The sequence below is a fragment of the Pseudovibrio sp. Ad13 genome, assembly GCF_001623225.1.
Lineage (GTDB): Bacteria > Pseudomonadota > Alphaproteobacteria > Rhizobiales > Stappiaceae > Pseudovibrio.
Window position 1 is genome coordinate 54,528 of the sequence record NZ_LMCC01000017.1, and the last position, 22,527, is coordinate 77,054.

The 22,527-nt window shown below is 52.1% G+C and carries 22 protein-coding genes; 9 read left to right on the top strand and 13 right to left on the bottom strand.

What is annotated here, in order from left to right:
• Positions 1 to 26: 26 nt before the first annotated feature.
• Both PsAD13_RS19850 and PsAD13_RS19855 read left to right on the top strand, forming a co-directional pair.
• Positions 27 to 1,265 carry a GNAT family N-acetyltransferase gene (locus tag PsAD13_RS19850; RefSeq protein WP_063319420.1) on the top strand — a complete coding sequence of 413 codons (1,239 nt, stop codon included), beginning with the start codon at positions 27 to 29 and terminating at the stop codon, positions 1,263 to 1,265.
• 191 nt (positions 1,266 to 1,456) lie between these two features.
• Entirely contained in the window at positions 1,457 to 1,894 is a 438-nt protein-coding gene (locus tag PsAD13_RS19855) for an HIT family protein (protein WP_063289440.1), read from the top strand.
• A gap of 172 nt (positions 1,895 to 2,066) precedes the next feature.
• Here the strand turns inward: PsAD13_RS19855 and PsAD13_RS19860 are convergent, their stop codons facing one another.
• From PsAD13_RS19860 to PsAD13_RS19890, 6 genes are all read right to left on the bottom strand, one after another.
• The gene (locus PsAD13_RS19860) at positions 2,067 to 2,861 is read right to left on the bottom strand and encodes an N-acetyltransferase (RefSeq protein ID WP_063319271.1); all 795 of its coding nucleotides are present in this window, start codon (positions 2,859 to 2,861) and stop codon (positions 2,067 to 2,069) included.
• An 81-nt stretch (positions 2,862 to 2,942) separates the two neighbouring features.
• Positions 2,943 to 3,290, bottom strand: coding sequence for an AzlD domain-containing protein (locus PsAD13_RS19865; protein ID WP_063300649.1), 348 nt, complete (start codon positions 3,288 to 3,290; stop codon positions 2,943 to 2,945).
• Positions 3,287 to 4,051: an AzlC family ABC transporter permease gene (locus PsAD13_RS19870; RefSeq protein ID WP_063319272.1), complete on the bottom strand. Its 765-nt coding sequence runs from the start codon at positions 4,049 to 4,051 to the stop codon at positions 3,287 to 3,289. Before PsAD13_RS19870 ends, PsAD13_RS19865 begins: the two co-directional genes overlap by 4 nt.
• A gap of 155 nt (positions 4,052 to 4,206) precedes the next feature.
• Positions 4,207 to 6,657 carry an ATP-dependent Clp protease ATP-binding subunit ClpA gene (gene clpA / locus PsAD13_RS19875; RefSeq protein WP_063289444.1) on the bottom strand — a complete coding sequence of 817 codons (2,451 nt, stop codon included), beginning with the start codon at positions 6,655 to 6,657 and terminating at the stop codon, positions 4,207 to 4,209.
• Between the two features lie 12 nt (positions 6,658 to 6,669).
• Positions 6,670 to 6,999, bottom strand: coding sequence for an ATP-dependent Clp protease adapter ClpS (gene clpS / locus PsAD13_RS19880; RefSeq protein ID WP_057463448.1), 330 nt, complete (start codon positions 6,997 to 6,999; stop codon positions 6,670 to 6,672).
• A 674-nt stretch (positions 7,000 to 7,673) separates the two neighbouring features.
• Entirely contained in the window at positions 7,674 to 8,006 is a 333-nt protein-coding gene (locus tag PsAD13_RS19890; RefSeq protein WP_057463379.1) for a phasin family protein, read from the bottom strand.
• Between the two features lie 393 nt (positions 8,007 to 8,399).
• Here PsAD13_RS19890 and PsAD13_RS19895 point away from each other — a divergent pair, with 393 nt between their 5' ends.
• Positions 8,400 to 9,857 carry a D-alanyl-D-alanine carboxypeptidase gene (locus PsAD13_RS19895; RefSeq protein WP_063289445.1) on the top strand — a complete coding sequence of 486 codons (1,458 nt, stop codon included), beginning with the start codon at positions 8,400 to 8,402 and terminating at the stop codon, positions 9,855 to 9,857.
• Between the two features lie 21 nt (positions 9,858 to 9,878).
• Here the strand turns inward: PsAD13_RS19895 and PsAD13_RS19900 are convergent, their stop codons facing one another.
• Positions 9,879 to 10,610 (bottom strand): DnaJ domain-containing protein, encoded by a 732-nt coding sequence (locus tag PsAD13_RS19900; RefSeq protein WP_057463381.1) that lies wholly within the window; start codon positions 10,608 to 10,610, stop codon positions 9,879 to 9,881.
• A gap of 109 nt (positions 10,611 to 10,719) precedes the next feature.
• A complete protein-coding gene (locus tag PsAD13_RS19905; protein ID WP_063319274.1) occupies positions 10,720 to 11,442 on the bottom strand; it encodes a hypothetical protein in 723 nt (240 codons plus the stop codon).
• A 271-nt stretch (positions 11,443 to 11,713) separates the two neighbouring features.
• Here PsAD13_RS19905 and panC point away from each other — a divergent pair, with 271 nt between their 5' ends.
• A complete protein-coding gene (panC, locus tag PsAD13_RS19910) occupies positions 11,714 to 12,556 on the top strand; it encodes a pantoate--beta-alanine ligase (protein ID WP_063319421.1) in 843 nt (280 codons plus the stop codon).
• Between the two features lie 80 nt (positions 12,557 to 12,636).
• Here panC and PsAD13_RS19915 read toward each other — a convergent pair whose 3' ends face one another.
• Both PsAD13_RS19915 and PsAD13_RS19920 read right to left on the bottom strand, forming a co-directional pair.
• Positions 12,637 to 13,008 (bottom strand): hypothetical protein, encoded by a 372-nt coding sequence (locus PsAD13_RS19915; protein WP_153040943.1) that lies wholly within the window; start codon positions 13,006 to 13,008, stop codon positions 12,637 to 12,639.
• An 84-nt stretch (positions 13,009 to 13,092) separates the two neighbouring features.
• Positions 13,093 to 13,539 (bottom strand): DUF1489 family protein, encoded by a 447-nt coding sequence (locus PsAD13_RS19920; protein ID WP_057463384.1) that lies wholly within the window; start codon positions 13,537 to 13,539, stop codon positions 13,093 to 13,095.
• Between the two features lie 146 nt (positions 13,540 to 13,685).
• Here PsAD13_RS19920 and PsAD13_RS19925 point away from each other — a divergent pair, with 146 nt between their 5' ends.
• The 3 genes from PsAD13_RS19925 to PsAD13_RS19940 all read left to right on the top strand — a co-directional run bounded on the left by PsAD13_RS19925 (position 13,686) and on the right by PsAD13_RS19940 (position 16,751).
• Positions 13,686 to 14,210, top strand: coding sequence for a TetR/AcrR family transcriptional regulator (locus tag PsAD13_RS19925; RefSeq protein WP_063319276.1), 525 nt, complete (start codon positions 13,686 to 13,688; stop codon positions 14,208 to 14,210).
• A complete protein-coding gene (locus PsAD13_RS19930; RefSeq protein WP_343228959.1) occupies positions 14,207 to 15,298 on the top strand; it encodes an alcohol dehydrogenase family protein in 1,092 nt (363 codons plus the stop codon). Before PsAD13_RS19925 ends, PsAD13_RS19930 begins: the two co-directional genes overlap by 4 nt.
• Positions 15,299 to 16,034: 736 nt before the next feature.
• On the top strand, positions 16,035 to 16,751 hold the full coding sequence (locus PsAD13_RS19940; protein WP_057463387.1) for a DUF599 family protein: 717 nt from the start codon (positions 16,035 to 16,037) through the stop codon (positions 16,749 to 16,751).
• Here the strand turns inward: PsAD13_RS19940 and PsAD13_RS19945 are convergent.
• The gene (locus PsAD13_RS19945; RefSeq protein WP_193777080.1) at positions 16,676 to 17,854 is read right to left on the bottom strand and encodes an adenylate/guanylate cyclase domain-containing protein; all 1,179 of its coding nucleotides are present in this window, start codon (positions 17,852 to 17,854) and stop codon (positions 16,676 to 16,678) included. The genes PsAD13_RS19940 and PsAD13_RS19945 overlap by 76 nt on opposite strands.
• A 379-nt stretch (positions 17,855 to 18,233) precedes the next feature.
• Here PsAD13_RS19945 and PsAD13_RS19950 point away from each other — a divergent pair, with 379 nt between their 5' ends.
• Entirely contained in the window at positions 18,234 to 18,836 is a 603-nt protein-coding gene (locus PsAD13_RS19950; RefSeq protein WP_063319278.1) for a thiamine phosphate synthase, read from the top strand.
• 126 nt (positions 18,837 to 18,962) lie between these two features.
• Here the strand turns inward: PsAD13_RS19950 and PsAD13_RS19955 are convergent, their stop codons facing one another.
• The gene (locus PsAD13_RS19955; RefSeq protein WP_063297898.1) at positions 18,963 to 19,577 is read right to left on the bottom strand and encodes an ATP-dependent Clp protease proteolytic subunit; all 615 of its coding nucleotides are present in this window, start codon (positions 19,575 to 19,577) and stop codon (positions 18,963 to 18,965) included.
• 366 nt (positions 19,578 to 19,943) lie between these two features.
• On the opposite strand from PsAD13_RS19955, the gene PsAD13_RS19960 reads away from it, so the two are divergent.
• Positions 19,944 to 22,025: an EAL domain-containing protein gene (locus tag PsAD13_RS19960; protein ID WP_208980804.1), complete on the top strand. Its 2,082-nt coding sequence runs from the start codon at positions 19,944 to 19,946 to the stop codon at positions 22,023 to 22,025.
• On the opposite strand, the gene PsAD13_RS19965 is transcribed toward PsAD13_RS19960, so the two are convergent.
• Entirely contained in the window at positions 22,017 to 22,442 is a 426-nt protein-coding gene (locus PsAD13_RS19965) for an ACT domain-containing protein (protein WP_063319279.1), read from the bottom strand. The two genes, PsAD13_RS19960 and PsAD13_RS19965, sit on opposite strands and share 9 nt — an antisense overlap.
• Between the last annotated feature and the right edge of the window lie 85 nt (positions 22,443 to 22,527).

The following is a 22,527-nucleotide window of genomic DNA, read 5'->3' on the forward strand; positions in this document are numbered from 1 at the left end:
ATTTGCCAGTACCACCATCACCCGTTCTGAAAGTTCTCTCATCATTGGATGAGATACCCAGCACCGACTGGGACGCACTGGCAAATCCCGGCACGCCGTCGATCCTTTACGATCAACAGGATTGGATCGATTCACCTGAAACGACCCAATCCGCACCAAACTCGCAAACTGAATCAACTTCTCAAGTTTGCGAGTTTAACCCAATGCTTTCACACGCTTTTTTACAGGCGCTAGAAGAAAGCGGATGTGTCGGATGGGACGCGGGCTGGATCCCGCAACACATCTGGTGGGAAGAAAATGGCAAGCCAATCGCTGCTATCCCAACCTATGCCAAAAGCCACAGTCAGGGCGAGTACGTTTTCGACTATCCATGGGCTGAAGCATTTCAGCGTGCTGGCGGAAACTATTACCCCAAACTGCAATGCTCCATTCCCTTCACACCAGTACCGGGACGCCGCCTGCTGATCTCACCGCAGGCCAACCGACCAGAAACGATCAAGATCCTCACCACAGGCCTGAAAGAGCTGGCAACACGCATCGAAGGCTCATCAGCTCATCTCACCTTCCTCACTGAGCAGGAATGGAAGGAACTGGGCGACGAAGGCTTTCTGTTACGAACAGACCAGCAGTTCCATTGGGAGAACAACGGCTACAACGACTTCACCGAGTTTTTGGAGGTCTTATCCTCCCGCAAACGCAAAAGCATCCGCAAGGAGCGTAAGACCGCACTGGACCACGATATTGAGGTGGAATGGATCACTGGCCCGGATTTACAAGAAAGCCACTGGGACGCGTTCTATGAGTTTTATGTAGACACTGGCAATCGCAAATGGGGTTCGCCTTACCTCAACCGGGAATTCTTCTCACTCCTCAGCGAAAGACTGGCTGACCACACCTTGCTCATCATGGCAAAGCGCAATGGCCGCTACATTGCCGGAGCCCTCAACATGATCGGCGGCAACACGTTGTATGGCCGCAACTGGGGCTGCATTGAGAACCATCCCTGCCTGCATTTCGAGATTTGTTATTACCAAGCCATTGAGTTTGCTTTGTCGCGTGGTCTGCAACGCGTTGAGGCTGGCGCACAGGGAAGCCACAAACTGGCCCGTGGCTACATGCCCAACCTCACCTACTCCGCCCACTGGATTGCACACCCTTCGTTAAGGAATGCAGTCGCACACTATCTGGATCAGGAGCGCCAAGCCGTTCTGCATGAACAGAAAATCCTGTCGGAACATGGACCGTTTCGCCAACAGGATACCTAGAACCTACATTGAGACACCCCCACAAGATTCTGAAGAGACTCACGAATCTCGCCAAACTTGAATCAGTTTCTTAAGTCCACTCAGGTTCTCAACACCTACCAGATCACAACACATATTTCTTATTGGGATTTCCGCAGTGAATCGCGATATGAATGGGGCCAAACATTATTGAGACCATTGAGGACCCCACAATGACCAGCTCCGCATATGATGAACACAACATCTTCGCCAAAATTTTACGCGGCGAACTGCCTTCCGAGAAGGTCTTTGAGGACGAAAATACCATTGTAATCATGGACATCATGCCACGCGCAGATGGTCATGTGCTGGTTCTGCCTAAAAACGGCTCCCGAAACATCCTCGACATTGAAGAAGCTGACCTTGCCGCTGTCGCAAAGACGGCCCAGAAGATGGCTCGTATCCTCAAGCAGGCATTTGCAGCGGACGGTATCACCATCCACCAGTTCAACGAAGGCGCTGGCGGACAGATGGTGTTCCATACCCATTTTCACGTCATTCCGCGCACTGAAGGTGTTTCCCTGCGCCCGCACACAGGCGAGATGGAAGACGGCGACAAGCTCAAAGCAAACGCAGAGAAAATCCGCGCAGCTGTTGCAGCTCACTCTTGATCATTTCAAATGAAATAACCTCGCGCACTCACACCAGATTGCGCGAGGAAAATTCGATTCACTTGAAACGACCACCACACCGGCCTGCAATTTTAATTCTGAAATCAACGCACTAGCCCGCACACTTGAATCAGATCCTCAAGGGTTCAAAATTTCGATTCATCTGAAATGATCAAACCAGCTCGATAGACACTTTCTCATTCAATGCCTTTTGCATGATTTTATCGAAGCGTGAATCCATGCAGACACTCAGATCTGTCGTCACAAACTTCCCGCTCCAATACAGCGAGAAAATCGTAGCAGCCGTCGGCGCTGACTGTGCTTTTTCCAGCGTATCAAGATGAACGATCTTGAGCGGCAACCCACGCTTTTGAGCAGTCTCTTTCAGGTTCTGCATCACATGATGATCCGTGAACGGACAGCGATTGGAGTAGTACGCAACCAGCCCCTCCCCCTTTGGCTCAGCTCCTTTTTGAACCGCCTCAGAGAAGCTCACGGAACCAGCCTGTCCATCAACGCCAAGCCGCAACAGCTCAATACCATCCGGCGAGGTATCGCAGACCTCAAAGCCTTGCCGCTTGAACCATTTACCATCTGAGAGAAAAGGCATCTTCTTAGCGCCAGCAATCGTCACCAGACCCGTTGCACCAGCCTGACGCGCCACCTCCATGGCCCTGGCCAACAACGCCTTGCCATGGCCCTGCCCTTTGTACTTGCCAGAAACCCAGAAGCAGTTGATGAGCAGATGTCCGGGAGCAACCACAGGTGCCCAGCCAGCCTCCGCCGGACCAAGTTCAATGAACACCTTTGCGCGCTCATCCAACCGAATAAACTGATAGCCTGAAGAGAACTGTTGGCTCAGCCAGTCCTTCTTCAACTGGTAACCCTGCGCACATTTTTTGTCCGAGATTGCACAGCAGATATGCTCGTCACAAATCGTCTGCTCACTCAATGCAATATAAGTCATCGTCAGCTCCCCAGTCGCTAACTTACGTTAGAGCGAGAAACAATGATCAGCAATGCGTGCGATCAAGCTTAGCAAGATCCGTTAAATCAAAAAGGCCCAGCCACCAATCAGCACAAACTCAGCTGAGATAATCCCGGCCATCAGCCGGTCGTTAAGAAGCTTGTATCCAACAACGCCACTAGCCACCGCAGCAAGACGCAGCCATACAGGCACGTCGCCCAGCACACCTTCGGGAAACAAAACCAATCGCGCGATGATGCCAGCAATCAACGCCGTCGCAACAGCCCGCACCCATGCGAACAAAAGACTGTCCTCTCGCAGCTTGCCGGAGGCAAACACACCAATCCAGCGCCAGCACTCTGTCGCCAGAAAGCCAGCAACAAGGATCATCACATAAGGCCACCACCAGCTGCCATAAACTTCACTCACAGCTCGGCCCTCCGTGTTGCAAACAACCAGCCCACAAAGGCAACTGTGCCACCCACAAATCCGGTCAGCAGCAAATCAGCCCCCGGAAAGAAGTGATAGAAGACAGGCCCAAGAATGAGACCCAAAATGAGCGCGGCCTTATCACCACTCGTACGAGAAGCCTGATACATGGAAAACATGAAGTAGATCGGAGTCAGCAGAACCAGACCAGCTGCAATCGGACCTTCTACCGCTGGAAGTACCATGTAAGACAACGCGGTCGAACACAGCACCACAAAATGCACTGTGGACCCAAACCCGGCAAAGAAGGGCAAACGCGCCGCCCTTGGCATGCTTGGCAGGTTGCGCATGGCAAACACCCACGCCGTCACAGCCACAAAGTGGGACACAATCAGCATGTGCCACGTCTTAGTTCGCTTCCCATCGCGCAGAACAGGCATCAACGCCACGGTCATCGGCATCAAGCGCACAGCGGAAAGAGCCACAGCAATCGCAGCGGGGATCAATCCGGCTCCGGCACTCATAGCGCCCGTCAAAACAACAATGCTCGGCAACGCCCACATAAACAGGCTCATCAAGAGCACTTCAGTGAGCGTGAGCCCGACTTCGCGGGCCAGCGAGGTAAACCCCACAAAGGCCATCATCAAAATAAGTGTCGGGAGGCAAAACGCGCCTTTAGCTCCTTGGCGGAACCAATAGGCACCTCCCTCAAATTCCGAAGGATCCTCTCCTTCGTCAATATCCATGTCTGAACTGGTCATTTAAGAACTCGGAGGCTCGCGAGATAAAAGAGCCTTTGGGGAAGAAGAAACGCAATCTATTGAAGCTGCATAAAGAAGCCTACACAAGACTACGTAGCTCCACCATACAAAAAAGCCGGAGCAGATGCTCCGGCTTTTTCTCAACTATCAGTGCTTTAATCCGCAATCGGAATACCGGGAACATCACCACGCTTGGTGGCATCAGCGCCCCGACCCGTTTTCGGAACAACGGACTTGCCCTTGCCTTTGGCAACCGGCTTTTTCTTGGCAGCCTTCGCCTTAGGTGTCGGACGTTCCTCAACGCTTTCAAGAAGCAGACCTTCAAGATCCTCAGAAACGGAGACCTTAACAGTCCCACCCTTCTGAAGCTTGCCGAACAGAACCTCATCAGCCAGCGGCTTCTTGATGTGCTCCTGAATAACACGGCCCAGCGGACGGGCCCCCATCAGACGGTCGTAGCCTTTCTCAGAAAGCCAGGCCACAGCTTCAGGTGTCAGTTCAAAGGTCACGTTACGCTCCGCAAGCTGAGCTTCCAGCTGCATAACGAACTTCTCAACCACACGATGAATAACGTCACTATCCAGATTTGCGAACGGAATGATCGCATCAAGACGGTTCCGGAACTCCGGAGTGAACATCTTGTTGATCGCATCCATATCATCGCCATCACGGTCGATGCGATTGAAGCCCATAGGAGCTTTCGCCAGATCAGCCGCACCAGCGTTGGTGGTCATGATCAGGATCACATTGCGGAAATCGACAGACTTACCATTGTGGTCCGTCAGCTTACCGTGATCCATAACCTGCAACAAAATGTTGAACAGATCAGGATGAGCCTTCTCGATTTCATCCAGAAGCAGCACACAATGCGGATGCTGATCAACAGCGTCCGTCAGCAAGCCACCCTGATCAAAGCCCACGTAACCTGGAGGTGCACCAATCAGGCGGGAAACCGTATGGCGCTCCATGTACTCGGACATATCAAATCGGGTCAGCTCAACACCCAGTGTCGATGCCAGCTGGCGCGCAACTTCCGTCTTACCAACACCAGTCGGACCAGAGAACAGATAAGAGCCAATTGGCTTATCCGGTTCACGCAGACCGGCACGGGCCAGTTTGATGGACGCAGACAACGCCTCAATCGCCGGGTCCTGACCATAAACAACACGCTTCAGACTATCCTTAAGGTTGGACAGAACCGCTGCATCGTCCTTGGAAACAGACTTCGGAGGAATCCGCGCCATAGTCGCGATGGTTGCTTCAATTTCCTTCAGGCCGATTGTCTTGCGACGTTTGCCCTCTGGCAACAACATTTGCGACGCACCAGACTCATCAATCACATCAATCGCTTTATCCGGAAGCTTCCGGTCAGCAAGGTAGCGAGAGGACAACTCAACTGCTGCCTTGATCGCATCATTGGTGTACTTGATGTTATGGAAGTCCTCAAAGTAAGGCTTCAGCCCTTTCAGGATTTCGATCGCATCTGGAATGGTTGGCTCGTTCACATCCACTTTCTGGAAGCGACGCACCAGCGCACGGTCCTTTTCAAAGAACTGGCGATACTCTTTATATGTGGTGGAACCGATACAACGGATCGTACCGGATGCCAGCGCAGGCTTCAGCAGATTAGATGCATCCATCGCACCACCTGACGTCGCACCCGCACCAATCACGGTGTGGATCTCGTCAATAAACATGATCGCACCCGGATAATCTTCGATTTCCTTGACGACCTGCTTCAGACGTTCCTCAAAATCACCGCGATATCGAGTACCTGCAAGCAGAGACCCCATATCCAGCGCAAAAATCGTCGCGTTTTTCAGTACCTCAGGCACATCACCAACAATGATGCGGCGCGCAAGCCCTTCAGCGATTGCTGTTTTACCAACGCCCGGATCACCCACATAAAGTGGATTGTTCTTGGCACGGCGACACAGGATCTGAATAGTGCGCGAAATTTCCTTCTCACGCCCGATAAGCGGATCAATTTTACCGGAAAACGCTTTGTCATTGAGATTCTGACAATAAGCCTCAAGAGCTTCTGTTTTCCGCTTTGTTTGGTCAGAAGAACCACCAGATGGAGGTTGCGGCATGCTCACATTAGGATCAGCGCCACTATCGGATTCTTCTTCAGCACCACGTACCCGACGTGGTTCAGACAAGCCAGCCCGTTTTGCAATACCATGGGAGATATAATTGACAGCGTCGTACCGTGTCATTTCCTGCTCTTGCAGGAAGTAAGCAGCATGGCTTTCACGCTCAGCAAAAATGGCGACAAGAACGTTGGCACCAGTCACTTCTTCACGCCCGGATGATTGAACATGAATGACAGCACGTTGAATGACACGCTGGAAACCGGCGGTTGGTTTTGAATCATCATCCCCGTCAACAACGAGGTTCTCTAGTTCAGTATCAATATATTCGACAATGCTTTTTCGCAGTTGATCGAGGTCCACATTGCATGCACGCATCACCGCAGCAGCATCCTGATCATCAATCAATGAAAGCAGCAGATGCTCCAGGGTCGCATATTCCTGATGGCGTTCATTAGCAAACGCCAAAGCTTGATGGAGAGCTTTCTCCAGACTGCGAGAAAATGACGGCACAGGCGCCCCCTATTACTTTTTCTCCATTACACATTGCAATGGATGTTGGTGTTTTCGGGCGAAATCCATAACTTGTGTGACCTTTGTCTCGGCCACTTCATAGGTGAAGACTCCACACTCCCCTACGCCATGATGATGGACATGGAGCATAATCTGCGTCGCATCTTCACGATCCTTATGAAAGAACCGCTCCACAACGTGGATCACGAACTCCATCGGCGTAAAATCATCATTGAGCAACAACACGCGATACAAACTGGGCCTTTTTGTTTTTGGCTTAGGTTTGGTAACGGTTATCGTCCCGCCATCATCGTCATTATCCAGGTCGAAATCGCTGCTCATTTGTTCTCTTTGTCCCTCCATGTATAACGCAGAGGACTTTATAGTATTTAAACGTACCCCCTGCGAATTCAAGGGATATGCATTTTCATAGGGCACACCAACAACTCCAGAAAAATCAAACAGCGTTTCATTTTCTGTTTCATTATACACCGTAAGCATAAGATTATCTCCCCTGAGAACACTCATTGCCTGTCGCTGGTCTCTCATTCACACTCTCGCTACAGCATCTGCGCTGTCTTTTCGCTCTGGTTTACAGACTTGCTGGCGCCAACGCCCCGCACCCGGTGGCATCAGCAGCCTCCCGAATGTACCTGCCAGATCAATCAATTGCAGACATTCAGGACACGCGAAGCCTTCTCCTTCATTGTTAGTACTGATTATTCCCCAAGCAAACTGGAAAATGCAAACCAATAAGAAGAGAAAACACTCAGACTATCCGAAGGGTTAAACCCTGCTCCCAACGTAAGATGAGCATATTCGGGCCATTCTGCGGACCCAAACACGCCCGTCAGAATTCAGGATACTGAATCACAATGTTTTGAGAGGGCCTTGAAGAAGAGAGATAGGTTGTCTGAAAATGGAAACAACCAGGGCAATCTATTTAAAACACGCAAAACCAAAAAGCCCGAAGCGCTAACGCACCTCGGGCTTTCAATCTCAATTATGCCAGTAGATTACTTGGCAGCTTTAGACAGCATACCCTCATAGGGCTTGTAAGCGTCCTTAGCGATCTCAGCGTACATTTCGCCGATTTTAGTTGCCTGACCGACCATGCTTTCGTAGCTCACTTTGGCAAAATCTGCCTGAGCTTCCATAGCCTTATCAAGAGACTTCGCGCCAACAACTTTCTCCATTGCTGCGCTGCTCTCTTCCATAGACTTCTTAGAGTAGTCCGCAACCTCAGCAGAGATCGCCTGCATGCCCTTGGAAAACGCGCCGAAGCTTTGCATAGCGACGTCCATGTTATCTTTTCCAAGCTTCTGCATATTCTCAAATCCTGTGACCATGAAAATTACCTCATCAATTGGGCGGCGCCGGTATTTCGATGATTAGGTTTTTGTCTCTTGGGGAGCAAACGCCACATTTCTAAACTTACGCAACGATATTATGCGCTGCACAAATTTTGTCAACTTTTATTTTGCGCTGCAATATCATGAAAAGACAGGGGCGTAGCCACAAACAAAAAACGGATAAAAACAATATTTTTGCAATCTGCCTTATCGTATTTACAGAATTGTAACCGTAATCGCATCATTCTGGGTATGACGCGAACGGGGGGTGTCACCTGCGCCGCATTTTTAGCGGCTGAGGCTTTCTGAACACACCTCCGCTAGCAATGAGAGAATTTATTTAGTACAGAGCGCGTAAACCGCCATTATTGCTCACGGGGCGAAAAGAACATGGGTCTGCGTAATTTTGGGCCATTTGGGCGCCTAAAAAAGGCATTGGGACAAGCTGTCGGCATTCTTGCCGTATCCTTAGCAATCGCTACAGCTCCGTCTGGTGCCCAGGCAAATTCCAAATATGCTGGTATTGTCGTTGATGCAAAAACCGGAAAGGTTTTGTACGCCAACAACGCCAATGCACGACGCTACCCTGCGTCCACCACAAAGATCATGACACTTTATGTGCTCTTTGAGGAACTGGAAGCTGGCCGCGCGACACTAAACACCAAAATGAAGGTCTCCCGCTACGCAGCAGGTCGCCCACCGACAAAGCTTGGCTTGAAGGTTGGCAGCTCTTTGCGCGTTAAGGATGCCATCTATGCACTCGTCACCAAGTCCGCAAACGATGCGTCGACTGTGATTGCAGAGCATATCTCCGGTTCTGAAACAGCCTTTGCGCGCCGCATGACGCAGACCGCCCGTGCAATTGGCATGCGCAACACCACATTCAGAAACCCGCATGGCTTGCCAAATTCCAAGCAGGTGACCACCGCAGCAGACCTTGCTCTGTTGGGCCGCGCGATTCAGGATCGGTTCCCGAAGTATTATAAGTACTTCAACACCCGCTCTTACACATATGCTGGCCGCCGCATGGGCAACCACAACAAGTTGCTCGGCCGTGTCCGTGGTGTTGATGGAATCAAAACCGGTTACACCAACGCCTCCGGCTTCAACCTTGTGACCAACGTTAAACGTGACAATCGCCAGATTGTTGCTGTGGTTCTGGGTGGCCGTACAGGCAAAAGCCGTGATGCACAGATGGTCAAGCTGATCAGCCAGTACCTGCCAAAAGCATCCCGTGGTCGTCGCACCACGCCAATGCTCTACGCAGGAACCACAAAACGCTATCAGTTCCCAAAAGTTGCTCCGGCTGTTCCAGTTGCCAAAGCAGGCACACCAGCTGCAAAGCAGTCGACACTGCTGGCTTATGCCAACGCGACCGGCACAAAACCGAATTCAAAACCATCTGATCCAATCGCAAAAATGCTGGAACATCAGGCCACAGCCCCTGCTCCGGCACCGCGTAAGGACCTTGTTGCCAATTCACTGGCTGCCCCCGCTGTTTCTGCCTCGGCAAAACTGCAGCAGCCAGCGAAAACAGCTGCACCATCTTCCGCTCCAATTCAGCAGAAGATTGCAAGCTTGAAGCCAGAGGACATCGACACCTCCGGCTGGCACATTCAGATTTCTGCGACCGACAGCCAGGATAAAGCAATCAAGATCCTGGAAAATGCGCGCGCTGCGACAGGGGCCACCCTACGTAACAAACGCATTTACACAGAGCCGGTCAAATCTAAGAAACAAACCCTGTACCGCGCGCGGTTCATCGGGTTTGAAACCAAAACAGCAGCCTGGGATGCTTGTGCCAAACTCAAGAAGGCCAAGTACTCCTGCTATGCCGTCTATCAGTAACTCGTATCAGTCACGGTGAGTCTAATGTCTGTTGAGAAGCCGATCCTTCGCCTCGTTGAGTTTGGAAGCCAGGAAAGCAGAACCCCCACTATCGGGGTGCAATCGTTTAATCAGTCTGCGGTGAGCAGCACGGATGTCTTCCACGGAGGCTCCCGGCGCAAGTCCAAGAACCTCGTAGGCCTCCTTCTCAGTCAGAGCGCTCGAGCTAGACGTGTCTCTCTGCCCCGCTGTGGAATCCGCGTGGAAGTCTACACGCCAGTTGGAGAGCCTGCTATCGAGGTAAGCTTCGAGTAGGGCAACGCTGTCGCCGTCCGGCTGCACGTCGCGCCAAAGCTGTTTGAGCTCTGCAACCTGCAAAGAACTCAGCGCGCGGCCAGCAAAGGAACCGGCAAGCACTTTGCCCTCCAGCTTCTTGCTATCATGATCCAGCTCCATATGGAGAAATCTGGAGGAGATGTTGGAAGTCTGACCAGCACTCTTGGAGGCACCACCCAGTCCTCCGAAGGGGAATCCACCGGGAAACTTGAAACTCTGCGCAGACCCCCAACCCAAAAGGGACAGCGCAAAGGCCGCAAGTGGCAGCGCAATAACGTATCTGCCAGTGACGGCAAGAAAAGCGCAAAATGCCAGCAGCAGTCCGCCAATCAGCATTTTCAAAACTTCTTTAAGTTTTGCCGGATTTGACTGCGTCAGCCACTTTGCGAAGAAATAGAGGATGGCAAGCACCAATCCTCCCATGACCAAATAGCCCATTTAGTACCTGACATGTATTAGGCGCATTCCCCAAAAGTGACTCCGGTTTCCGGATCAGAATACGCGTAGACTTAAAGAGCGCGAGCTTGAACCGTGAATGCAGCGTGCTCTAGCTTAGGTGTTCAATCAAGAATTGAGCACCTTTATGCCCCGATTGCTCAAGGCGCTCAAGGGCCTGTCTGCCACCTGCAGAAAATGTTGCAATCGCAGCCAGCAACCCGCGCAAGCTCGCAGCAGATCCCTCATCAAAATTCAGATAGACCCCATTGCTCAAACGAGCAATCTCGCGATACGCCCGCTCTGCCAAGATGTCCTTGCCTTCCTGAAACACAAAAACCGGCACGCCCAACAATCCGAGCTCCCCTGCCTTATCGCAGACCAGATCAGGATTCTCCTCCATACAGTCACCAATATAGACAACCGCCTGCACCCGCTTTTTCCGCGTCTCGGCCAAGGCGTGATCCAGCACCTTACGAATCTGTGTCCGTCCGGCCTGCACGCGAATCTTGCGCATCATTCCGCCCAGCTCTTTGGAATTGCTGACCCAGCGCGAGGATTTACACTCACCATACCCGCGAAAGAACACCAGCTGCACATCAAGCGACCCGACCCGGCCCGCTTCGATGAACATCTCTTCCTGTAGATGACAAGCCTGATCCCACGTGGGCTGCCGACTCATTGTGGCATCCAGCGCAAAGATCAAACGGCCCCGCTCATCCCCGGCAGGCGCTGCAACCGCGTCTTTGGCAGCTTCCAGAAAGTTGGAAAGATCACTCTTGCTGTCTGCAGGACTGTTTAAAGATCCGGATCTTTTGGAGAGCTGGTCTGACATGGGCGTACCTGTATTCACGTCACAAAGGATTACGAAGGCATTTTATTCCAACAACTTAACAATTATTGGGACAGATTGGTTATTTCGCTCGCTAAAGACCAATACCCACTATTGGTGCAATGAGAATAATCACAAAATCTGCTAAAATCAGTTATATCAGTTTCTGCTTGCAATTGGGTTCAACAGTTTCTGGGCAAACCCATTACCAACAACAGATAAAAACGCTGCAAAGCAAAGAAATTAAGGGATGAGGTCCCACATGGAGACGCCTATGAGAAATCTCCCAGACGTATACCGTGGTGTAGACGACCTGCGGGCTGCACTATTACCTCTGAGACGAGAAGGCAAAACAATCGCTCTGGTTCCAACCATGGGGGCGCTGCATGCAGGCCACCTGTCTCTGGTCGAAAAGGCCCGGGAACATGCGGACATCGTGATTGTTTCAATCTTTGTGAATCCAAAGCAGTTCGCGCCGGGCGAAGATTTCGAGAGCTACCCAAGAACGGAAGAGACCGACCTGCAAAAGCTGGCGGGCTACGACGTGTTTGGCGTCTTTGCTCCAAATGCACGGGAAATGTACCCGAACGGCTTTGCCACATCTATTCAGATCGAAGGTCCGGCCCTTGGTCTGGAAACAGATCACAGACCGCACTTCTTCAACGGCGTGGCCACAGTGGTGGCGAAACTGTTGCTGGCTGTTCTGCCAGATGTCGCTGTGTTCGGCGAAAAAGACTATCAGCAGCTGCGCGTCATCAAGCAACTGGCCAGAGACCTGCACCTGCCCACCAAAGTCATCGGCGCTCCAACCGTGCGTGAAGAGGATGGTCTCGCCATGTCTTCCCGCAATGAGTATCTGGATGATAAGGAACGCACGACAGCCAGAACAATTTCTGAAACGCTGCAGACTGCGCGCAATGCACTCCATAACGGTGAAAACTGGATTGAAGTGCGCAAGAAAGCGCTTGTTGTCCTCAAGCTCTCAGGATTTGCGACAGACTACTTCGAACTGCGCCACGGCAAGCATCTGGGCACACCCATCGACGCCAAAGGCGCCCGTATTCTGGTCGCCGCCAAAGTCGGCGAAACCCGTCTGATCGACAATATCGAAGTATAAAACGAATCTCCGGGCAGATGAACGCATTTGCCCGGAACCCTGCTGTGCCTCAGGATTTCACACTGCTCGGCATATGTCCTCTAAAAATACCCGACATAGCTCAGATAAGTACCTATTGCGGTAAAAGCAGTGCCTGTGGCGAGAATTCCCCTCTTCCCCATTTGCTGTGACTTTGTCATGTAATCCGGAATGACAATAAGACTTGCCCCCTTCAGCACGGCAGCAGCTCCAACCAATGTTACGAGAGCGCCGGCCATGCTGGACACGTTGAGATGGTTGGCAAGCACAACCATACCAACCACAAAATGCACAGCACCAGACAGATTGAGCAAGATCGGATTCGCATCTGATTGGGCAGCAATCATCCGCTGGTAAAAACTGCTGGAAATAAAGAAGCCAAGACCTGTCACGAAAAGATACGGCCCGGCAATCGATGCGATAAGCTCGGTCACAGCATAGTTCTCCCGAACAGACAGCCACATGCCGTGTTTATCTCATCCAGCCTTTACAGATGCAAGCCGCAAAAAAGAGACCGCTTAGATCAGGCAAAGCTCCTGCAACTCGCGGCGCATACCCTCTGGCATTTCGGCAAGTTGATCCCCATCCAGCATTGGCCCGCTCACATCCGGCGGTGCATCTGACACTTTCAGATACCGCCAGCCCTGAAAGGCACGGCGCGGCTGCAGCTGTGTCTGGTGGAGGAAAGGCTCCATCACAAGGTCACAGCGCTTCTTGCCGGAATCATCCTTGTGCACGCGGATATCAATCAGTTTCTGGCGAACCTGAACATTGCCTTTGATCACCCAGTACAGCGAACCACCATCCAGCAGCTCGTCAATGCGAGTCGGCACCATACGAGTGGTATGGATCTGCTCGTCACTCAAACCGTGTGACAGCGCCAGAATCTGTCGCTGTTCAATGTAATTCCGCAGCTGGTCAACGCTTTCCACGCCAACACAGAGTTTCACCAGATGTAACGTCATAGCGCTCAAATAGCAGGAAGCTTTGGCTTTTGCCAGTCATAGCAGCCTCCATAGCTAACGCATTGCACAAACATATCGGTGATCGCACAACCGCGCTCTCCATTTTTCAATTTGACTCGGTAGAATGATCGCTCTACCAATTAGTCATGACTGATCTTGAACACTCCATCTGCACAGGCCTGGAAGGCGTCTTCGCAGCACGCGGCTTCACCGCCCCGGGCGTTGCAGAGCTCAAGCGCGGCGCCAATGTAAGCCTGCGCACGCTCTACAAGTACTTCCCCTCTAAAGAACATATGATCATCGGCGCGCTGGAAGTCCGCAATCAGCGTTACCTGTCCTTCCTGAGTGAGGCAGCAATCCAGTCCTCTGATGATCCTCTGGAGGGTATTCTCCACACCATCGAACATTGGATGGCAAACAACGCACCGCACGGCTGCATGGATCAGGCGGCCCTTGCGGCCTATCCCGACAGCGCACTCGTCAGAGAATGCGTCACACGCCACAAGCAGCAAACCAAAGACCAGCTGGCAGCCCTTCTCAACCTTGAGAACAACGCTGGAGAGCTCTTCATGATCCACGAAGGCGTTGTCTCAACCTATCCCCTGCACGGATCCACGGTCTTCACTTGGGCCAAGTCCGCAATTCAATCACTCACTCAGAAAGCAGCATGATGAGCAACCTCCCCACCACAATGACTGCAGTAACGCTCACCGGGCACGGTGGACCGGACATGTTGGAGCTGCACACCGACCTGCCCTTGCCTGCCATCGGCCCTGAGGATGTGCTGATTGAAGTTCTGGCGGCAGGCGTCAACAATACAGACATCAACACACGAAAAGCATGGTACTCGCGCCACGATAATCAGGCAGAAGATGCCACATGGTCCGGCCAGCCGCTCCAGTTCCCCCGCATTCAGGGTATAGACGTGTGCGGACGGGTCGTCGCGGCAGGCGCTAAGGTCGATCAGGCCCTTCTGGGCAAGCGCGTACTGGTAGAGCCATGCCTGCAATATGCCAATGGCAATGAATTGGCGTCACCGTGGTTCATGGGCTCAGAATGCGATGGCGGCTTTGCTGAATTTGTTTCAATCGATCACCGCCACGTCTACCCGATCCAAAGCCAACTGAGTGATCTGGAGCTGGCATCCTTCCCCTGCTCCTACTCAACCGCTGAGAACATGCTGACCCGCGCCAACCTGAAAGCCGGAGAGACCGTTCTGGTGACAGGGGCCTCAGGAGGCGTTGGCTCAGCGGCCCTCCAGCTGGCACGCGCACGCGGCGCAAACGTCATCGCCATCTCCTCCACCTCAAAGGCTCAGATGCTTCAGGAGCTCGGAGCAAGCCGTGTGCTGGATCGCAGTGATGATCTGGTTGAGAGCCTTGGCCCCAACAGCATTGATGTGGTGGTTGATCTGGTCGCCGGTCCGCAATGGCCAGACCTTCTCGCCATTCTCAAGCCTGGGGGACGCTATGCAGTCGCTGGAGCGATGGCTGGCCCTATCGTGGAACTGGATGTGCGTACACTCTACTTGAAAGACCTGAGCTTCTTCGGCTGCACCGTGTTGGAACCTGAAGTCTTCGGGAATCTTGTTGCTCACATTGAATCAGGCGACATACAGCCACTGGTCGCGCAAACCTTCCCGCTTGCTGAAATTGGCAAAGCGCAAGAGGTTTTTGAGCAAAAGAAGTATCTGGGAAAGATTGTGCTGGCAGTTGCAGACAATTGCTCTGGCGAGAAAACCGCACGCAATCTGCCCTAGCGTCCATTGCGTGACAAAAAGCACATTATCGATTTTGAAGATACGCTAGAACCAGCTCAAAGAAAAAGGGATGCAGACGTCACATCTGCATCCCTACCAAAATCCGCGTTTAAGCAGTTATCTTGGGATTAACTGCTGGCACCTGCAAATACATAAAGCAGCGCCATAACGCCGCCGAGGGTTGCGACAGTCCACACAGTGAACCCCCAGCAGGACTTCTGAATTTCGTGATCCATAAAACACCGTTTAATGGTTGATACACGTGCGCCGAGGAGACCCCGTCAGCACAGGGCGCACGGAATATCCCTTCCGTGATCAAAGCGCAACAGCAAAACGGCAAAATTTGGCTTGGCAGACTGCCGCACCTCACTACGTACAAATCACTACTCATTCATCAGTCAGATATACCTACTCCATAAAAACTCATAGCTCCAAAGAGTTAGGGTTCTTTAGAATTGATAAAATTATCGATAACCATAAAAAAATTCACTGAAAATATTTATGCAAAAATTCGTTCAAAACTCGACTTAATTGAGAATTGGCTACCCTATAGGACAACTCAAACTCCATTTTTTGACCATCCTGAGTCTGTTTTCTCGCAATTTTGCCGGGCTCACACAGCCGCATATCATGCGCGCCCTCTAGCCCCTCTCCGCAAATCATGCCAAACATAAGACTGCCCGTTTGCATCAAGACGGGCTCATGTCCGGACTCAGGCTTAAAAACAGAAAGACCAATGCTTCAGATCCCGTTTTCCAACTTCATTGCCATCCTCGTCTTCGTCTCCTCATGGGGCTTGTACAGCTGGTTGGCCTATCGAAGCCCCTGGTCCAAAAACACGCTCTCTCACGCCATGGACGCACACCGTTACCGCTGGATGCGCGCAATGCTCAAACGAGAGGTCCGCATTGCTGACACCAACATCGCGTCCGGCCTGCAGCAAGGCACCGCATTTTTCGCCTCTGCCTCCCTTCTGGCCATCGGCGGCACAGTCACACTGCTCAGCGCGATGGATGAGGTCACCGCCCTCGCCCGCACGCTCGATCTGCCATTTTTGGATGACCCAATACAAAATGAAGCCAAGACCTTCGGTTTGATGATCATTCTGGCGTACGCGTTTTTTAAATTCGGCTGGGCTTACCGCTTGTTCAACTACACAACCATCGTCATGGGCTCTATCCCGGATGATTGTCATGAAGACAATGAAGAGGCTGTTGAAGCATCCCTACGCGCAGCACGGCTGGCAACCCTTGCGGGCCGCCATTTCAGCAGCGGCCAGCAAGCGCTCTTCTTCGCGGTAGGTTATCTGGGATGGTATGCAGGGCCGTTCGTGTTCATCGGAACGACCCTGATGGTGACATTGGTGCTGCTGCGCCGTCAGTTCTTCTCAAAAGCGAGAAAAGCCGTATTGCCGGGTCCAAATACACAAGACCTCGTTAATTCCGGCGCTTGATAAACCTTCACCGGTGTGGGGAAGCCCTTGAGAGGGTATGTCCCCACATAGGTATCCTCACAACAGCTGAGAACTTCTGCAACTGACTGCGAAATCAGCATTTCCTGATTGAGGCGTTTTGAAAGGTCAGCAATCCGTGCGGCCTCATTCACCACAGGTCCAACAACCGTAAAGTCCAGTCGCCGCTGCCCACCAACATTGCCAAAGAACACGCGACCTGAATGCACGCCCATACCAACATGGATGGCAGGCAAATCAGGAAACCCTCGCGCATTCGCAATCGTCAGGTCCGCCATGCTTTCGCGCAGTGCCGACATGGCTTCAAACGCCGCTATTCTGGCGCTTTGATCATCCGTATAGGGAAACACCGCCAGAACTTCATCACCGATAAACTTCAGGATCTCGCCGCCATGTTGCTCAACCCGCGACGTAACAATGCCGAAATACTCGTTAAGCAGCTGCAACAAGGCTTTGTCTGGCAGGTAATTTGAAAACCCGGTGAAGTTGCGAATATCGCAAAACGCTACAATCGCGTTAATATGCTCCCCATCTCCCCGCCGGATCTCACCATTCATCACCCGCCGTCCGGCACGTGTTCCAAGATAGGTATTGAGAATGTTCTCAGAGGCCTGCCGGGAATTAAACAGCTCACAAATCAGCGCCAGAGGAGCAGTGATCTGCTCAAACACGCTGATAAACTCATCCTTGAAACCATCAGCCGCCCGCGAGGCAAAAGCCAGCCCATGGACTTCACCATCCGAGAACACCATGGGGAGTGCAACGTAATCCGTATACCCTTGCTCTTTAAGCTCCTGAATAACCTTGAGCCGGTCATACTCATCATGATGTCCAAACTTATGCCGGATCATATGCCCGGCTTCAGTGGACCGTTTCCAAAGGCTTTGATTGTAGGATTCACTCATCTCAGGTGTGTGCTGGAAATATCGCACACGCGGACCAACGCCCCGCTCCCAGATAAGCCCCTCACCATGATAGTTCGGATCCAGAATAGCGATACCCGTAGAGATCCGGTCCACCTCCACACCAATATTCTGCAAGTGTTCGCCCAATGCCGCGAAGATACGACAGGGACGCCCCAACATTTTTGCGTCCTTGGACAGCCATTCCATTAAATCGCAGAGGGAAAAAGACTCACTACTAGACATTTACACCCCAGAGACGAGCGGAGAAGAAGACCACGTAAAATCACCACACTCGCAAGCAAACACGGTAAAAGTTCCAATATTTCTTATCATTTACTTTTCAACTCAGACATTTACAGGAATCCCTTCAAGAAACTCTCGCCTTTTTTGCTAGACTTTCTCCACAATTCAACACACGCACAACGTGTAAATGCTTCAAATTTTAGAAATTTGTAGCCAACAACCTGATCAACTCCTATTTTTGCCCAAAAATATGAACGCAGCACGCATCTGGTGATTGTCCATCCAATCACAGCGCCCTTAACCGAGAAACCCAGCAATGTTAGATCGCTTTTATCTGATCATCGATGGCACCCAGTGGCTGCCACGTATCCTTCCTCTTGGCGTCAAATGTCTCCAGCTCCGCATCAAAGATAAATCAGAGGATGAAATCCGATCGCAGGTCCGGGAAGCAAAACAGCTTTGCGACAAAGCCGGCGCAGTGCTTATCGTCAACGATCACTGGCAAGCCGCCTACGACGCAAACGTGGGCTATGTGCATTTAGGACAGGAAGACCTGAAAACCGCCGATTTCCGCGCACTCCGTTCCGCAGGAATCTACTACGGTGTTTCCACCCATGATGAAGCCGAGCTGGACACAGCTCTGGCACTAGATCCTGAATATGTGGCCCTTGGTCCAATTTACAATAGCGCAACAAAAGAAATGCACTGGCAACCTCAGGGTCTCGAAACACTCAAAAGATGGCGGGCGCGCACAAGTAAACATCTGGTCGCCATCGGCGGCATCACACTGGACCGCGCTGCCGAAGTCTTCGAAAGCGGCGCCGATTCCATCGCCACCATCTCCGACGTCATCAGCGCCCCCAACCCGGAACACCGCACCACCCAATGGCTCCAAGCCTCCCGAAACTGGCAGCGGTAGAAGCACATCCCATAACGCATCGCCTCTTTATATAAGGAGAGCGAACTTGCTCGTCACTCATCCTGACCCGGGCAGCAAAAAAGGCAGCCAAACGGCTGCCTTTTTCAAATTCCAGCAAGCAAGGTACTAGCCAAGCTCGGAGACGTTGTTGATGACTTTACCAACAAGACCGTACTCGATGCCCTCTTCCGGGCTCATCCAGTAATCACGGTCGGTGTCTTTTTCAATGCGCTCAATCGGCTGACCAGTTGCATCCGCAAAGATCTGGTTCAAACGATCACGCATCTTCAAAATTTCTTTGGCCTGAATTTCGATGTCAGTTGCCATACCGCCGGCACCACCAGATGGTTGGTGAAGCAGGAAACGTGTGTTCTTAGTGCAGGAACGACGTTCTCTAGGCACTGACACATAAATCAGAGCACCAGCGCTCGCGACCCAACCCATACCAAGAATACGAACTTCCGGTTGAATGAACCTGATCATGTCATGGATCATATCACCGGACTCAACGTGTCCACCCGGAGAAGAAACAATAACGGTAATCGGGTCACTGCTAACCTGGGAAAGCGCAAGCAGACGGGAACAGACTTCCTGAGCCATCTCTTGAGTCACAGGTCCTGTAATCAGCACTGTACGCGCATCAAAAAGATGCTTGTCCACCGGGATGGACTTGTCAGGATTCTTTGGCGCGTCTTCATCACCTTCGAGGCGAACTGACGTCGAAGCACAAATGTCCGTCATGCGAATGACATGCTCCCTTATATTAGCTACCGCCCCACGCGGCAGACTGTGATCAAACATAACTAAAAGATACTGCGGCAGACCGCAAACACGCAAAGTCATAGCCTAACAGAAATTCCCTAGGAAAAAGAGGGCGTTCTCCCCTCACTTTTGATAGGCTTTTCGGAAAGCCGCCGTTTCTCCACTTAAAATCAATGCATTATGCACATTTTCAGTTCCTTTGTTCCAACTTAAAGGCAAAGGAATAACGTTTTAATAACCTTGCAACTCACATAATCGGTAAAAATAACGATCTACCTATAGCTGATATAGACATGCAGGGGATGGTGTCTAGTCCTTGGACACAGCACAAAGGGATTTTCGGGTTTGACTGTTTATACTGAAACGCTGGATTCCAACGTCCAATATCATTCGCCTGTCCCGGCGGAAGACCAACGGGCTTTTGCGCGCGTGGACGTTCCCATGTACATTGTTGATGTCAGCCAGACCAAGCTTGTCTGGGCAAATTCTGCGGGCTTGTCCTTCCTGGGCCTCAGCCTGCGCGATTGTATAGACGCCTCCGGAACCTTCCGAATGGACCTGCCTGCGCCGTTCGATGACCTCTCCTATCAGCGCCAGCTTCATTCCTATCTGAGCCGGGTCACGGAAGAAGGCCGCATTACAGAGTGCATCACCGTAATTCCAAACTCCCAGCCGGTCTCTGTGTATTGCTCCATCTCCCCGCAACCATTGATCACAGGAAACCCAGCGCTTTTGGTGCAGGTCATTTCAGAGGTTGGCAACGAGCCTGAGCAAGTCCGCAGCGCACAGGTGCTGCTTTACACCACGTCCATGATCAGCATGTTTGATGAGAACGGCAAACTCATCTTTGAAAACCCCGCAAGCCGCCTCAACCGCCCAGATGGCTGCGAAGACCTGATCAACCGCATGTGCAATCGCCGCGATTTTGATGCGCTGCTGGATGAACTGCGCAAAACGGGCCGAGCGAATCTCGTCGCACTCATGCACTCCTCTCAGGGAGAACGCTGGTTCGACCTCAACGCCCGCAGTGGATACGATCCTTATTCCGGCTCCCGGGCCATCCTGCTCAGCGCCACAGATGTCACCAAACGCCTGAAAGCAGAACATGAAGTCCGCTATCTGGCTCACCACGACACCCTGACAGGATTGGCCAACAGATCCTTTCTTGAGATTGAAGCAGAACGCTATCTGGATGAAACCCGCATCACCGGCAATCCGGGTGCACTCATCTTCATTGATCTTGACCGCTTTAAAACAATCAACGACACCCTCGGCCATCTGGTCGGCGACGACCTGCTCGTCGTCATCGCCAAGCGCCTCAAAGAGGTTGTCGAAGGCATAGGTTTTGTAGCGCGTCTCGGAGGGGATGAGTTCGTGGTCCTCATTGCCAACTTCGCAGATTACGACCTGCTCGACGACATCAGCCGCGAAATCAGAACCGCCCTGTCCAAGCCCTGCAAAGTGCGCGGACATATGCTGCAGGTGACCCCATCCATTGGCGTGTGCACCTATCCCGAACACGGCGTTGATCTGGACACGCTCATGCGTAAAGCCGACCTTGCCATGTATAAGGCAAAGGATCTGGGCCGCGACCGCATCTGCTTCTTTGATGTATCCATGTCCCGCGAAGCGGAAGAGCGGGTCAGTCTGGAAACCGCCCTGCGTCAGGCCCTGCGCAATCACGAGCTCGCCGTCCATTACCAACCGCGAGTCTGCATTGCGACCAACCGCATTGTTGGAGCAGAAGGCCTGCTGCGCTGGCATCATCCAACACGCGGTCTCGTCTCTGCCGCAAGTTTCATTGAGATCGCTGAAGAAGCAGGCATGATTGATGAGATCGGAGACTGGGTCGCCCGCGAAGCCATGCTCCAGCAAAAGCAATGGGCGCTGGCCGGTCACAACATCGCCATCTCAATCAACCTGTCTCCGGCTCAGTTCCGGCGCGGACGCATATCCCAGCGCCTGCACCGCATACTTCTTGAGACGGGCGCCTCAGCCAGCTCAATTCGCCTTGAGATCACCGAAAGCGCTCTTCTCAGTGATGCCAATGAAACGCTAAAAGAACTCAACGCACTCCGAGATCTGGGCTTTACGCTGGAAATTGATGATTTTGGAACCGGTTACTCAAACCTGGGCTATCTCCAGCGGTATCCAGTCACAGCGCTCAAGATCGACCGATCCTTCATCGCAGACACCAAACGCTGGCCAATTGTGCAAATGATTGTGCAGATGGGCCGCCTGCTAAACCTGACACTGGTGGCAGAAGGCATCGAGACACGAGAGCAGCTTCGCCAAATCCAGAAACTGCAGTGCCATGAGTATCAGGGATACCTGTATTCTCCTGCCGTCTCCCCCCACACCTTTGAATGCCTTCTTAAAGGACAGCACACCGTCACCTCCCCGCCAACAGTTGGCGCCTTAGCTTAATGCAGCTTTTGCAGAGCGACTTAGCTCCGTCAAAGCGACCAGTGCCTCCTCAGCCTTTTCTTCTGGTACAAAGATGTGGTCGTGATAATACGCAGCCACAACATTGGCAGAAATGCCCACATCTGCCAACGCGCTGGAAAGAGCTGCCGTAAGTCCCACCGCTTCAAGCGAACTATGAACCGCAAGCGAAATCCGCCGAAAGCACGGCTCAGTATCAACACCAGCCTTGCCTGCATTTTCAATAGATAGAATGGCTGTCAGGCCCTCGTTCTCCCAGAACAACCCGAGCGGTGAGTGCTCAGCCAAACCCCCAACACTGCCATTGGGAAAGCAGCAAAACACGAAGCTCTCTTCAGAAAGAGAAGCTTCCATGGAAGCGAGAAGTTCTTGCAAATCCAGTCCGCCGCGCGATGTCATACCCAATGGCTCCCTCTCTCAACACTCAAAATATCTCTCAATAAGGCCTAGCATATCCCAGTGAACATATAGGGGAACAAGAAAG

Excerpts from the sequence above, each read along its gene's own strand:
- PsAD13_RS19895 (WP_063289445.1), top strand. The coding sequence starts at position 8,400 with ATGGGTCTGCGTAATTTTGGGCCATTTGGGCGCCTAAAAAAGGCATTG.
- PsAD13_RS19905 (WP_063319274.1), bottom strand. The coding sequence starts at position 11,442 with ATGTCAGACCAGCTCTCCAAAAGATCCGGATCTTTAAACAGTCCTGCA.
- PsAD13_RS19930 (WP_343228959.1), top strand. The coding sequence starts at position 14,207 with ATGATGAGCAACCTCCCCACCACAATGACTGCAGTAACGCTCACCGGG.
- PsAD13_RS19925 (WP_063319276.1), top strand. The coding sequence starts at position 13,686 with ATGACTGATCTTGAACACTCCATCTGCACAGGCCTGGAAGGCGTCTTC.
- PsAD13_RS19870 (WP_063319272.1), bottom strand. The coding sequence starts at position 4,051 with ATGACCAGTTCAGACATGGATATTGACGAAGGAGAGGATCCTTCGGAA.
- panC (WP_063319421.1), top strand. The coding sequence starts at position 11,714 with ATGAGAAATCTCCCAGACGTATACCGTGGTGTAGACGACCTGCGGGCT.
- PsAD13_RS19955 (WP_063297898.1), bottom strand. The coding sequence starts at position 19,577 with ATGACGGACATTTGTGCTTCGACGTCAGTTCGCCTCGAAGGTGATGAA.
- PsAD13_RS19920 (WP_057463384.1), bottom strand. The coding sequence starts at position 13,539 with ATGACGTTACATCTGGTGAAACTCTGTGTTGGCGTGGAAAGCGTTGAC.
- PsAD13_RS19940 (WP_057463387.1), top strand. The coding sequence starts at position 16,035 with ATGCTTCAGATCCCGTTTTCCAACTTCATTGCCATCCTCGTCTTCGTC.
- PsAD13_RS19945 (WP_193777080.1), bottom strand. The coding sequence starts at position 17,854 with ATGTTGGGGCGTCCCTGTCGTATCTTCGCGGCATTGGGCGAACACTTG.
- PsAD13_RS19855 (WP_063289440.1), top strand. The coding sequence starts at position 1,457 with ATGACCAGCTCCGCATATGATGAACACAACATCTTCGCCAAAATTTTA.
- clpS (WP_057463448.1), bottom strand. The coding sequence starts at position 6,999 with ATGAGCAGCGATTTCGACCTGGATAATGACGATGATGGCGGGACGATA.
- PsAD13_RS19900 (WP_057463381.1), bottom strand. The coding sequence starts at position 10,610 with ATGGGCTATTTGGTCATGGGAGGATTGGTGCTTGCCATCCTCTATTTC.
- PsAD13_RS19890 (WP_057463379.1), bottom strand. The coding sequence starts at position 8,006 with ATGGTCACAGGATTTGAGAATATGCAGAAGCTTGGAAAAGATAACATG.
- PsAD13_RS19965 (WP_063319279.1), bottom strand. The coding sequence starts at position 22,442 with ATGACATCGCGCGGCGGACTGGATTTGCAAGAACTTCTCGCTTCCATG.
- PsAD13_RS19950 (WP_063319278.1), top strand. The coding sequence starts at position 18,234 with ATGTTAGATCGCTTTTATCTGATCATCGATGGCACCCAGTGGCTGCCA.
- PsAD13_RS19860 (WP_063319271.1), bottom strand. The coding sequence starts at position 2,861 with ATGACTTATATTGCATTGAGTGAGCAGACGATTTGTGACGAGCATATC.